The organism is Flavobacterium sp. CAU 1735 (assembly GCF_039888695.1).
Lineage (GTDB): Bacteria > Bacteroidota > Bacteroidia > Flavobacteriales > Flavobacteriaceae > Flavobacterium.
In genome coordinates this window covers 570,346-584,199 of record NZ_JBDQQQ010000001.1, presented here as the reverse complement: position 1 = coordinate 584,199, position 13,854 = coordinate 570,346, and the positions used below count along the sequence as shown (strand labels likewise).

The 13,854-nt window shown below is 36.6% G+C and carries 11 protein-coding genes; all 11 read left to right on the top strand.

The annotated features are described in order from the left end of the window. Positions 1 to 342 precede the first annotated feature (342 nt). The 11 genes from AAFN64_RS02855 to AAFN64_RS02805 all read left to right on the top strand — a co-directional run bounded on the left by AAFN64_RS02855 (position 343) and on the right by AAFN64_RS02805 (position 13,844). On the top strand, positions 343 to 1,908 hold the full coding sequence (locus AAFN64_RS02855) for a vitamin K epoxide reductase family protein (protein ID WP_347759224.1): 1,566 nt from the start codon (positions 343 to 345) through the stop codon (positions 1,906 to 1,908). Positions 1,909 to 2,305: 397 nt separating this feature from the next. Then, positions 2,306 to 2,536: a hypothetical protein gene (locus AAFN64_RS02850; RefSeq protein ID WP_347759223.1), complete on the top strand. Its 231-nt coding sequence runs from the start codon at positions 2,306 to 2,308 to the stop codon at positions 2,534 to 2,536. Positions 2,537 to 2,600: 64 nt separating this feature from the next. Continuing rightward, on the top strand, positions 2,601 to 3,497 hold the full coding sequence (locus tag AAFN64_RS02845) for a hypothetical protein (protein WP_347759222.1): 897 nt from the start codon (positions 2,601 to 2,603) through the stop codon (positions 3,495 to 3,497). Beyond that, positions 3,488 to 4,474 carry a grasp-with-spasm system ATP-grasp peptide maturase gene (gwsG, locus tag AAFN64_RS02840; protein WP_347759221.1) on the top strand — a complete coding sequence of 329 codons (987 nt, stop codon included), beginning with the start codon at positions 3,488 to 3,490 and terminating at the stop codon, positions 4,472 to 4,474. The genes AAFN64_RS02845 and gwsG overlap by 10 nt, the downstream gene beginning before the upstream one ends. A 144-nt stretch (positions 4,475 to 4,618) precedes the next feature. Beyond that, positions 4,619 to 5,659: a hypothetical protein gene (locus AAFN64_RS02835; RefSeq protein ID WP_347759220.1), complete on the top strand. Its 1,041-nt coding sequence runs from the start codon at positions 4,619 to 4,621 to the stop codon at positions 5,657 to 5,659. A gap of 273 nt (positions 5,660 to 5,932) precedes the next feature. Next, a complete protein-coding gene (locus tag AAFN64_RS02830; RefSeq protein WP_347759219.1) occupies positions 5,933 to 8,128 on the top strand; it encodes a peptidase domain-containing ABC transporter in 2,196 nt (731 codons plus the stop codon). 17 nt (positions 8,129 to 8,145) lie between these two features. Next, the gene (locus tag AAFN64_RS02825) at positions 8,146 to 9,438 is read left to right on the top strand and encodes an HlyD family efflux transporter periplasmic adaptor subunit (RefSeq protein WP_347759218.1); all 1,293 of its coding nucleotides are present in this window, start codon (positions 8,146 to 8,148) and stop codon (positions 9,436 to 9,438) included. A gap of 130 nt (positions 9,439 to 9,568) precedes the next feature. Continuing rightward, entirely contained in the window at positions 9,569 to 11,014 is a 1,446-nt protein-coding gene (gene miaB, locus AAFN64_RS02820; RefSeq protein ID WP_347759217.1) for a tRNA (N6-isopentenyl adenosine(37)-C2)-methylthiotransferase MiaB, read from the top strand. A 48-nt stretch (positions 11,015 to 11,062) separates the two neighbouring features. After that, a complete protein-coding gene (locus AAFN64_RS02815) occupies positions 11,063 to 12,328 on the top strand; it encodes a sigma-54 dependent transcriptional regulator (RefSeq protein WP_347759216.1) in 1,266 nt (421 codons plus the stop codon). A 4-nt stretch (positions 12,329 to 12,332) separates the two neighbouring features. Further along, positions 12,333 to 12,836, top strand: coding sequence for an LptE family protein (locus AAFN64_RS02810; RefSeq protein ID WP_347759215.1), 504 nt, complete (start codon positions 12,333 to 12,335; stop codon positions 12,834 to 12,836). 18 nt (positions 12,837 to 12,854) lie between these two features. After that, on the top strand, positions 12,855 to 13,844 hold the full coding sequence (locus tag AAFN64_RS02805) for a tetratricopeptide repeat protein (protein ID WP_347759214.1): 990 nt from the start codon (positions 12,855 to 12,857) through the stop codon (positions 13,842 to 13,844). Positions 13,845 to 13,854: the final 10 nt, after the last annotated feature.

Genomic DNA, 13,854 nt, shown 5'->3' with positions numbered 1-13,854 from the left:
TTCTGTTTGTTCCGCAAAAGTATATGATTTTTTTAAATATTACATTTTTTGATTTTTTAAAACCTATTTATTTATTCCCATTTCTTTGTTAATAACGATCCGTAACAACCGCATTTATTCCATTCCAACAATCGTTTTAAACCACCTGATTTAAAAAATCAAACCACCATTTATCCTCAGACTTCTAAAAACGACAACGAGAAAACATTTCACACATTATCACCACTTTTGTTTATAAATAATCAAAAAAGTTAAAAAAATTAACATTTAAAATTTTGGACAAACGCACTTTATGATGATTTTTGAGAAAAGTATTCACATTTCTTACCAAAAAATTACGATATGCCCTCCTTCATAAACCTTATAAATGATTTTCTACTCAAAAATTCACACTTTTTAAACAAAGAGGATCTGAATCTTCAACTATTATCTCACGAGGATTACCCTAGCTTTCGGTCGGTTTCGGATACATTCGACTATTTTGGTATTGAAAACCTGGCAGCCACCGTTCCTATTGAAGCACTGGAACAACTTCCTGAGTTTTTCCTGACCTTAATCAATATAGAAGGTAAAAGCATTTTTGTTTCGGTACATAAAACCCAAAATCGTATTAGCTGTAAGAGCACGGAAAAGAAACTACAACAGTATAGCTATGCCGACTTTAAAAAGATTTGGTCCGGGACGATTATTGTTGTAGAAAAGAATACGGCGCCATCAAATACCAAAAACAGACAAACATTAGTCTTTTTAGGAATCGCCGCTGCTTTAACGCTACTGACGCTGCTCTATCCCTTTTCGCTTATAGCAACAGTCATCGGTTTGTTGGCAATTATCGGCATTTATATAAGCTGGCTGATCACTAAAGAAGAACTGGGCATTCGGGATACGATTACGACCACTTTGTGCAACACATTAAATGAAAAAGGGAGTTGTTCCAACATCATCAATTCCAAAGTTCGCTTTTTAGGTCTGATTTCACTTAGTACTGCTACCGGTGTCTTTTTTGTATCCCAATTGATGGTATTGCTTTTTATCGGTTTTGATACGACTTTTTTTTCGATAGCTTTATTCGCCGCAATACCGGCCCTTTTGTATTCATTATACAGTCAGGCATTCGTTTTAAAAGAATGGTGCGCCCTTTGTTTGGCAACCGCTTTGCTACTTGTTCTCGAAATGGGTTTTGCTTTCACAGCTCCGTTCACTTTTACTTTTAACGCCGCCTACTGGATCAAAGCCTTATTATGCATAACACTGGTACATTTAGGAATAAACTATACGAAAGCGCTGATCGAAAAAAACATCGCTTTAAAGAAAAGTGAAATGGATTTCTTTAAATTCAAACGAAACTACGGTCTTTTTACCTCCTTATTATATAAGAAACAATTGGCCAATAATACTAGTATCCCGCAACAGCATCATGTGCGATTTGGTTCCGATAATCCGGTTCTTACGATTCAGGCCGTAACAAATCCTCTCTGCGGCTATTGCACCGATGCTTTTAAAGCTTATTACACGCTATTGGAAAAATACGGAACGGACATCCAGATCCAGTTTATTTTTAGTGTTCCGTATGAAAAACCCGACATGCTATCGACCAAAATTGCATTAGCGGTATTGGATGCCTATTCTCATAACCCAAAACAGGCTTTACTCCTGTTAAAGGACTGGTTTGACAAAAAGGATATTTCGGAATGGGAAAACAAATCCGGGAATCCAAGTCCGGACAAGTTGCAATTACTACAATCCCATCGTAATTGGTGTGATACCAACGGGATTTTATACACCCCGGCTACCTTTATTAATAGCTATTATTATCCGAATGAGTACAAAACACAAGAATTTATCCTATTTGCCGATGAAATGATTGAGCAATTTCGAGAAACCAATATTTTAGTTACTGTAAACTAAAGCCAGCGGTATTTAACCTAAAACACTTTTTATTTAAAAAAACAGCACTATTTTATCTTTCGAATCCTACAAACTACATGACGTGGTTTGTAGGATTCTTTGTTTATTATCTTTTTCTTTTAACTATTTCCATACCACCACTACCTGTAACAGCTCTTTTTTTGCTTCAAACGGTATTTGCGGGTATTTGCGTATTTACTGTGTGTCTTTGCGTAGTACTCTTGTAATATAATGCTAAAAAACTGTTCCTACATTTGAATAAAACCAATCCCAACCTATTTAGTTTTCTTGAATTAATTTCTAGACAGCAATAAATATTATTGACTAACTAAACTCTGATTATTTGCTGAGTTCCTCAAATTCGGTCATACAAAGTATTAATCTAATCTATAATATTATGGGAAAATTTGAATCAAAATTATTCAAAAAGTTTGAAGATGCGAGAATCCTAAAGCGATCGCAACGAATAATTAATGGTGGTTATATATCATCAGGTCCAGTAGAATCCGGAGCAACCGGAGATACAGAGTGTACCATGGGCGGTCAAGACTGCGGAGACAATGTTGGAAGTACAGATGTATTTACCGATTCTACCCCTACTCAAGTAGGACAAGACTGGTGTGATTAACAAAATGCATTATTAACATTCAAAATGAGGCAAAAAAAATTCGTCTCATCACTTTTAAAAGTTTATGAAAAAAACACACTTCACACTCATTTTATACTTTATCTGCTTCTATTCCGTAAGCCAAAACAAAAGAGATGTTTTTATACACGATTCTATTTCAAGTAAAATCGAATATGCCATACTGAAAAAAAATGTTTTAAAGTTGGAACGACAAAGCGGCGGTTATGAGCCTGATTTTAAATACAGGTTATTAAATAACAGTTTTACACATAATGACATTCCTTTTTTTAAAAAGGAACTGTCTCTATTAGTCGAAAAATACGGTTTTAATGTAGCTTATATGTCAGGAGACGAAAAGTATTATAATTCAATCATGAAAGGTGATTTATCAAAATGGTTTAAAAAAATGTATCTCAAATGCCATGCAAGATGGCTAAAAAATAATTTCGAAAAACAGATTGATCTGCGAAAGCTAAATGAATTGGCCATGAAAGATCAACTGGTAAATAGTTATGCTGCCAATGTTTCGGAAATACCAGGTTTAGATTCCATTCAGAAAGAAAGAAATATGAAATTACTCTCCAGTTATTTCTACAAGAATGCCAGTACGCTCCATCATATCACTCAAAAACACCAAAATCTTCCAACTGCTAAATCGTTCGCCTTAGTTCAAAAAGAATTTGGAATAGTTGAAATCCATAACTTACAAGCCAAGGCTAATTACAATAATTATTGGGCCTTATTTTATCCCTATTACAAAAAGGCCTATTTAAAAGATCAGATTGGCTATATGATTTTTAGGAATTACGACAACCTCTCCTATTTACATTATGGGTATCAGGTTTTCGGTTTGATCAGTATTAAAAACATACCGGATTATTATCGGAAAAGCGATGCCGAAATTCCTGTAAAAGATCCTGATTTTGCAAAAAAAATTAAATCCGAGTTTAAATGGTACTGATTTTAAGCGCTCCCGATGATTTGTCGACAAATGACGTAATCGACTGGTTAAGATATTACGATATTCCTTTTTTACGAATCTCGGTTAATGACATTATTACCTACAAATCGGTCACTATTGGTAATTCTCAATTTAACATTGAATTTTCGATCAATGAAAAAAGTTATAATCTACACGATTTTACCGCTTTTTGGTACAGAAGAAGTCATTACAGTATTTTCATTGGTAAAATTATTGAAAACAACATCCTTGACAGACAAATCAACAGACATTTACAAGTTGAAACAAATGAAATTCATAAACTATTCACGAATTATATCCGCAAAAAATCAATCAATAATCATCATGATCTCACTATAAATAAATTAGATGTTTTGAAATTAGCTACAACTTTTGGTTTAAACATTCCGGATACTTTAATCGCTACTAAAAAAACCGCCGTTTCCCATTTTATGAGAAAACATTCAAAAATTATTACTAAAAATTTTTCTCAGGGAATTTTTATCCATAATAAAAATGAATCTTTTAACTCAACAACAAACATTGTTACTAAAAAAATTTTTAATCTATTACCAAAAGATTTTTTTCCCAGTTTATTTCAGGAACATATTTGCAAATTATTTGAATTACGGATTTTTTACTTAATGGGCACTTTTTATTCAAGCGCCATATTTTCTCAAAACGACCCAAAAACATCCGTAGATTTTAGAAACTATAATAAGGAGAAACCCAATAGAACTCCTCCGTTTAAATTACCTAGATCCGTAGAAATAAAACTAGTAAAATTAATGAAGGCCTTGAAACTAAACAGTGGCTCAATAGACATGCTAGTATCTGTAAATAGTGAATATGTTTTTTTGGAAGTCAATCCTATTGGGCAATTTGGGCAAGTTTCAAAACCCTGTAATTATTATCTCGAAAAACAGATTGCTAAAGAATTAAATAAAATTTCAAAATATGGAACATCATCAAATTGAATTATTGCCATTGTTTTTTAGGCTTGGAAAATTCGAACCAAATCAAAAATCGATACGATCGCATAACTATATCGTATCTAAATTATACGCAACAGATTTCTATTTAAAAATGAAGTATCATAAGCCTTTAATTTTAGAAATGCCATGATTTTAAAGTTTCAAGCCGAAACTCCAGTTATTAATGGCTTTAACAGATCATGTATATACGACCTACCCAGAAATACTTACGATTTTTTGCCTTTAGCCGTTGTAAATAAACTTTATTCTTTTGAAAACATGAATCGGGACACTATAATTGATCAGCTTGATGCCAATGAAAAATTATGGCTTAACTATTTAATTGAAAAAGAATATTGTTTTTTTATACCTCAAGAATTCAAAGATAGATTTCCTAAAATAAATTTCAAATGGACTAATCCGTCATTGATAAGCAATACAATCATTGACATCAGTCAAACAACTTCTAGTTTTGATTTTAAAATATTAGAAGAGCTTAACTGCAAACATTTATTAATTAGAATTGAGAATTACGATAATCTGGAAGTATTACACTCATTACTTAAGGAAAAAATCAGCGCTACAACTTTTAAATCAATTGATTTACACATTAGAAAAAAACCTGGTGTAAGCTATTTATCTTTTAAGAGGAGAATCAAAAAAGAAATAAAACAAATCACTGATATTAATTTTTATAATAAAAAACAATACAATATCCCTTCTTTTTTTAGTCCCTTTTTTCTCATTAACATCAATACATTTTCAGAATCGTTACGATTTAATTCCTACTACAATCGAAAACTATACATTGACAAAGATGGAAATATCAAGAATGGTATTGAAGGAGAATATATTTTTTCAAATCTTACTAAAAATATTGATTTAATAGAAATAGTTCAAAGCAACCGCTATAAAAACATATGGAATATTAATAAAGATAAAATTGATATTTGTAAAGATTGTGAATTTCGATATATGTGTATTGATAATAGAATTCCAAGAAAAAGAAACAACAGTACCTATTATTTTGAAGAGGAATGTCTTTATAATCCCTACATTTCAAAATGGAAAGGAGACAAAGATTACAAATCGTTAGAAGAAATTGGAGTAATTTCCAATAAGTCCTTTTTTTCAATAGATCTGAAAAAAGTAGAAAAAATAAACACCGGTATATGGATAAACAATTAAAATAGTAAAGTTGTTTTATTGCCTCTTATATCCAATCTAATGATAACCGTGTTTTGATTAAACAGGAGTAAAACCCATTAAAACAAAATGCCATAAAGTATTATTGCTTATAAAAATTCAACTTTAAAGTTACTATTTAACTTTTTGAATAAAAAAAATAAATTTAAAACTTTCCTTAACAATATTTATATATTTGTGAATATCGAGAATTATCTACAAAACGAACATACTTACAATCGCATTATGCATCATTGTAACTAACATTAACAAATAATGTCGCAATTCCCATTCTATAAACAAGCCGATTCCAAAGACTGTGGTCCTACATGTCTTAAAATAATTGCCAAGCATTACAAAAAGGTTATCAATATTCAGAAACTAAGAGCGCTTTCCGAAACAACCCGGGAAGGGAGCAATCTGTTATCGCTGAGTGATGCCGCCGAAAGAATCGGTTTCCGTACCCTGGGTGTGCGAATTTCACTGGAAAAACTACAGGATGTACCGCTTCCCTGTATTTTACATTGGAACAACAACCATTATGTGGTTCTCTATAAGGTAAAGAAAAACAAACTCTATGTTTCCGATCCGGCACACGGACTTTTGGAATACGATAAAGAGGAATTTCTTAAATTCTGGATCGGCAATAATGTCACCGAAACCACCGAAGAAGGTATTGCGCTGCTAATCGAGCCTACCCCGAAGTTTTACCAGAATGAATTCGAATCCGACACCAATAATAAAGCTTTTGGCTTCGGACTGCTTTCTAGATACGTATTACGTTATAAGACCTTCCTCGTTCAATTGATCATTGGATTAATGGCCGGAAGTTGCTTGCAATTAATCTTCCCCTTTTTAACCCAAAGTGTGGTCGATGTGGGTATCCAGAATCAGAATATCCATTTTATCTATATGGTTTTGTTTGCGCAGTTGTTTTTATTTTTTGGAAAAACCGGACTGGAGTTTATCCGAAGTTGGATTTTACTGCATCTTTCGACCCGTATCAATATCTCCCTGATCTCGGATTTCTTTATCAAACTAATGAACCTGCCAATCTCGTTTTTCGACGTACGAATGACCGGGGATATTATGCAACGTATTAGTGATCATCACCGAATCGAACGGATATTAACGACGTCTTCCCTGAATGTATTATTCTCTTTTGTAAACATGATCATCATGGGTGCGGTTTTGGCATATTACAATCTGACGATTTTTGCTATTTTCTTTATCGGTAGTTTTTTCTATTTCCTATGGGTGACGCTTTTCCTGAAAAGACGGGAGGATCTCGATTACAAACGTTTTTCGGAAGTCAGTCAGGAGCAAAGTAAAGTAATTGAGCTAATCAATGGAATGCAAGAGATTAAACTGCACAATGCCGAAAAACAAAAACGATGGGGTTGGGAATATATACAGGCGCGCTTGTTTAAAGTGTCTATGAAAAGTCTTGTATTGGAACAAACACAGTCGATCGGTTCCAATTTTATCAACGAACTAAAAAACATTCTGATCATTTTCCTTTCGGCCAAATTGGTTATCGACGGAGCCATTACACTGGGGATGATGATGGCGATCAGTTCTATCGTAGGAAGTTTAAATGGTCCTATATTACAATTAATCGGCTTTATACGGGAAGCACAGGATGCAAAGATTTCACTGGCTCGTTTATCGGAAATACACGAAAAAGACGATGAAACTCAGGATGAAGATGAAAAAATACACGATTTCCCAAAAGATGAAACCTTACATATCAAAAATGTTTCATTCCGATATACCGGTTCCGATATGCCGGTTTTGGAAGATGTAAGCCTGACCATTCCGGCCAAAAAGGTAACCGCCATTGTTGGAGTTAGCGGTAGCGGAAAAACCACTTTAATGAAAATTTTGTTGAAGTTTTACGATCCGAATTCCGGAGAGATCTTTTTAGGCCGAACCAATCTTAAAAACATGTCCCAAAAAACCTGGCGTTCGCATATTGGATGTGTCATGCAGGAAGGTTATATCTTTAATGATACGATTGCGAACAACATCGCCCTTGGTGCCGATAAAGTAGATAAAGCGCGACTGGTATACGCCGCCGATGTAGCCAACATACAGGAATTTATCGAGGAACTTCCATTGGGTTATAATACGAAAATCGGAATGGAAGGTACTGGAATGAGTACCGGACAAAAACAACGTTTACTGATCGCCCGTGCTGTTTATAAAAATCCGGAAATGCTATTTTTCGACGAAGCAACTTCCGCACTGGACGCCAATAACGAACGGGAAATCATGCAAAAACTGGATCTCTTTTTCCGGGATAAAACCGTAGTGGTTATCGCTCACCGACTAAGTACCGTTATGAATGCCGATCAGATTGTGGTATTGGACAGAGGACGGATTATTGAAGTCGGAAGCCATGACGAACTTGTAGACAGTCGCGGAAATTACTACCGTTTGGTTAAAAACCAATTGCAACTGGGTAATTAAACTAAAAAATCGATCAAATGCCTCAAAATAGAAGTACAGATATAAAGTTAAGAAGCGAAGAAGTTCAGGAAATACTATCGCAGGTACCACATTGGATGATCCGATGGGGCAATATTGTAATTTTCATTATCCTATCGTTAATGTTAATTCTGTCCTGGTTTGTCCGTTATCCGGATATCGTAACCACCGAAATTTCCATAACAACCCAAACACCGCCCGAAAAACTGATCGCCCGAACCTCGGGTCGCATCGAAAAAATATTGGTTTCGGATCGCAGCAAAGTCAAAAAGGATACTCCTTTGGCCGTTATTGAAAATACCGCCAGTTATCCGGATGTTTTTCTTTTAAAAAGCATTACCGATACGTTAAAAATCAATCCGGATTTTAAATTTCCGTTTGAAAAATTAAACGCCCTACAATTGGGGGATATTTCCAGTGTTTTTGCTCTTTTCGAAAAAGACTACGCCAACTACGAACTGAATAAAGACTTACAACCGTATAGCGTTGAAAACAATGCACAACGGTATGAAGCCATTCAGCTAAAAGAACGCTTAGGGCTTTTGGAACAACAGGCCTCGATTGCCCAAACCGAATTACAGCTTAAGAAAAAAGAACTGGAGCGCTATAAAAAACTATTCGACAATGGTGTCATCGCATTACAGGAATGGGAAACCAAAAATATCGATTACCTGCAAAATGAAAAAAACATAAAAAGCCTGAACTCTCAGATCTCGCAATTGCATTCGTCGTTAAACGAACTCAATCGCAGTAGTAAAACGACTAAAATTAACGAGACCAAAGACCAGATTATCTTTTTCCGGAATATGGCGCAATCCTATAACCAATTGCGAAAAGCTATTGCCGATTGGGACCTGGCGTATGTACTTCGTTCGTCCATTCCAGGCGAAGTGTCCTATTTGCAAATTTGGAAAGAAAATCAAACTATCAATGTGGGTGAAAATGTTTTTACCGTAATTCCGGAATCATCGACACAATATATAGGTAAAGTAAAAGCGCGAACCGTCAATGCCGGAAAATTAAAACCCAATCAGGATGTCAATATCCGTTTACTGAATTATCCCGATCGCGAATTCGGTATCGTTAAAGGAAAAGTAAAATCCATTTCACTAACACCCGACAAAGATGGCCTTTTACTGATTGACGTTTCCCTTCCGAAAGGCTTAAACACATCCTACCATAAAAAGATCACCTTTCAACAGGAAATGGGTGGAACGGCCGATATCATCACCGAAGACCTTCGCTTACTGGAACGCTTGCTATACCAGTTCCGGGATCTTTTCAGAAGATAGTCAAAATAGCCATTTCAAGCCTTTTTCAGCACAATCGAAAATCTGTGTTAAACAAATATGTCATCTTGTCAGAAAATAAAATTTAATACTATCTTTGCAGATTATGAAGATTTACACTCTATAGTGCTATATGGAAAAGGTTATTGAAGAAAACAAACAGGGAACCAGTCTTGTTCTCGAAAATAAAGAAGGAAATTCCAAAAAGCTTTTTATCGAAAGCTATGGCTGTGCCATGAATTTTTCCGACAGTGAAATCGTTGCCTCAATTTTGGCCAACGAAGGGTATAATACAACCCAAAAACTGGAAGAAGCCGATTTGGTTCTGGTAAACACCTGTTCTATTCGGGACAAAGCAGAACAAACCGTGCGAAAACGTCTTGAAAAATACAATGCCGTAAAAAAAATAAATCCGGGTATGAAAGTGGGCGTTTTGGGCTGTATGGCCGAACGTCTGAAAAGCCAATTCCTCGAACAGGAAAAAATCGTGGATATGGTGGTTGGCCCGGATGCCTATAAAGATATTCCAAACCTTTTAAAAGAGGTAGACGAAGGTCGCGATGCCATCAATGTTATTTTGTCTAAAGACGAAACCTATGGTGACATCTCTCCTGTGCGCTTACTTAGCAACGGAATCACCGCTTTTGTGTCGATCACAAGAGGGTGTGACAATATGTGTACGTTTTGCGTAGTGCCGTTTACCCGTGGTCGCGAACGTAGCCGTGAACCGCAAAGTATCCTCGAAGAAATCAACGATCTGGCCAGTAGAGGCTTTAAAGAAGTAACACTTTTAGGTCAGAATGTGGATAGTTATTTATGGTATGGTGGCGGATTGAAAAAAGATTTTGAAAAAGCAACCGAAATGCAAAAAGCAACTGCGGTAGATTTTGCCCAGTTATTGGACATGTGTGCCATCGCACATCCTAAAATGCGTTTCCGTTTTTCGACTTCCAATCCACAGGATATGCACGAAGAAGTATTGCATATCATCGCTAAACATCCTAATATCTGTAATTATATCCACCTACCGGTACAATCCGGAAGTACACGAATTTTACAGGAAATGAACCGTCAGCATACTCGTGAAGAGTACATGACATTAGTCGATAAAATCAAAACCATTATTCCGGGTTGTTCCATTTCACAGGACATGATCACCGGTTTCCCAACGGAGACGGAAGAAGATCACCAGGACACCTTAACCCTTATGGAATATGTAGAATATGACTTCGGTTATATGTTTGCCTATTCCGAAAGACCGGGAACCCTGGCAGCTCGTAAAATGGAGGATGACGTTCCGGAAGAAATTAAAAAACGTCGTTTACAGGAAATTGTTGATTTACAACAAAAACTGAGTCATAAACGAACATCTCGTTTCCTAAACGAAACGGTAGAAGTGCTAATCGAAAAACCATCCAAAAGATCTGACGCCCATTGGTCCGGAAGAAATTCGGAGAATGTGGTAGTTGTTTTCCCTAAAGAAAACTACAAAGTAGGTGATTTTGTTATGGTAAAAATCAACGATTGCACTACCGCAACGCTAATAGGAGAAGCAACCGGTTATTCCGACATGAATTAATGTTGTAAACCGGTCCATTCTATCAATATAACCCAAACAACCTCTGTCATGGAAAACGTCCAAGCCATAAAACAGCGTTTTGAAATCATCGGAAATGATCCGAAACTCAATCGCGCCATCGAAAAAGCCATACAGGTTGCCCCAACCGATATTTCGGTATTGGTAACCGGTGAGAGCGGTGTAGGTAAAGAAAGTATTCCGAAAATCATCCATTCCCTTTCCCATCGGAAACACGGGAAATATATCGCCGTGAACTGCGGTGCTATCCCGGAAGGAACGATCGACAGTGAATTGTTCGGACACGAAAAAGGAGCATTTACCGGTGCAACCGCAACCCGTGAAGGTTATTTTGAAGTGGCCGACGGTGGTACGATTTTCCTTGATGAAGTAGGCGAATTACCGCTAACCACTCAGGTGCGTTTGTTACGGGTACTTGAAAACGGGGAATTTATCAAAGTAGGTTCTTCTCAGGTGCAAAAAACCAATGTACGTATTGTGGCGGCTACTAATGTCAACATGACTAGCGCCATCGAAAAAGGAAAATTCCGTGAGGATCTGTATTATCGTTTGAGTACCGTAGAAATCAACCTGCCACCCCTACGCGAACGAAAAGAGGACATTCACCTGCTTTTCCGGAAATTTGCATCCGATTTTGCTCATAAATACAAAATGCCACCTTTAAAATTAGACGAAGGTGCCGTACAATGGCTTACCAAATACCGCTGGAGTGGAAACATCCGTCAGTTGCGAAATGTAGCCGAACAGATTTCCGTATTGGAAACCAGTCGCGATATTTCACTCGCCACTTTACAATCGTATTTACCGATGGAAGGTAGCAATCTGCCTTCAGTCATCAGCGAGAAAAAAGCCGACAGCGATTTCAGTTCCGAAAGGGAAATCCTTTACAAAATTCTTTTCGACATGAAAAGCGATCTGAACGATCTGAAAAAACTGACGCTGGAACTAATGCAAAACGGGAATACCAACAAGGTACAGGAAAGTAATAAAAACCTGATCCAACGCATTTATGGTTCTGCCGAAGAAACTGAAATTCCGTTTGAAAAACAAACCAGTCTGGAAGTGATTCCGATGCCTTCGGAAAGCATTCAGGAAGAATTTGACGACGATGACGATGAAAATTATCTGATCGCCGAAGCAGTTGAGGAAGAAGATTCCCTTCGACTGGATCAGAAGGAAATCGAACTGATCAAAAAAGCACTGGAACGCAATAAAGGAAAAAGAAAAGCCGCCGCAGACGAGCTTGGAATTTCCGAACGAACTTTATACCGAAAAATCAAGCAATTCGATTTGTAATACAATGAAAGCTATTAAACACATATTAATTGTCCCGATCCTGTTATTGTTAACCGGCTGTTCCGTTTATAATTTTACCGGAACCGGAAAAATAGACGCCAAAACATTTCAGGTAAATTATTTTCAAAATAATGCCGCTTTGGTTGAACCGGGTATCGAACGAATTTTTACACTCGAACTGCAAAAGATTATTCAGAATCAAACGAACCTGAGTCTTACCAATACCGGTGGCGATCTGATTTATGAAGGTGAAATCACCGATTACCGTATCACACCTATGGGATCGAATGCCAATCAGGGTGCCGATCAGAACAGACTATCGATCACTGTAAACGTACGTTTCACCAATAAAAATAAATCGGACGATGATTTCGAAAAAAGATTCTCGTTCTATTATGATTTCCCTGGAAATGAGCAATTGGTAGGTTCCCGTTTATCGGAAGCCCTGAATGTTGTTTTCGAAAGGATTACTCAGGATGTATTCAACCAGTCACTAGCAAAGTGGTAACACTCTAAAACTGTTATTTTGAACGTAAACGATTTAACCTATTTACTCAACAAACCCCAAAACATCCAGTCCCGGCAAACGGTCGAACTGGAGGCGGTTTTGCATCAGTTCCCTTATTTTCAGGCGGCTCGTGCAATTCACCTTAAAGGGCTTTACGATGAAAACAGTTTTCGTTATAATCAGGAGTTAAAAAAGACAGCCGCTTATACCACTGACCGGAGTATACTGTTTGAATTTATTACTTCAAATAATTTCACCGCAATCCAGCAGGCTTTTTTTGAGGAAAAAGAAGCCGTAATCCACGATATCATTGTCAACCAGTATAAAGTTGTTATACCGGAAGAAGACAAAATAACGGTTCCGGAAGTCGATCCGTTGGAACAATCCATTCGCTCTTCTATTAAAGAAGCCGAACCGGAACTAGAAACGCCCGAACCGGAAGTATCCGTTACCGAGCAACCCAAAGTAGAAACAGCTTTGGAGCAATCCATCCGTTCGTCTATACGCGTAGCCGAACCGGAAGCTATAGTAGAAACCGAATTACCGGAAGTGGAACCGGTCGTAACAGAACCGTCAGGAATTGAATCGGCTACAGAAAAACTGGAGATCGGCAAACCGTTGGAATTCTCAAAAGAAGAAAAACATTCGTTCCAGGAATGGTTACAACTGGCCAAATTCAGCCCTATCGACCGTGAAAAACCAGCCGATTTAGAAGAAATTGATCCGGAGAAAAAGAAAAAATTAGATTTGATCGACAAATTTATTGAGACAAATCCAAAAATAACGCCTGTCAAAAATACGCCATCAGCTCCCGTAAACATTGAGAAATCCTCGCAGGACACCTCTTACCTGATGACCGAAACACTGGCAAAAGTTTACCTTGAACAAAAAAAATATCAGAAAGCAATTCAAGCTTATGAAATATTAATTTTGAAATATCCAGAAAAAAGTCATTTCTTTGCAGACCGAATTTCGGATATTAAGATATTACAACAAAATAACAATTAAAAAATTAAAA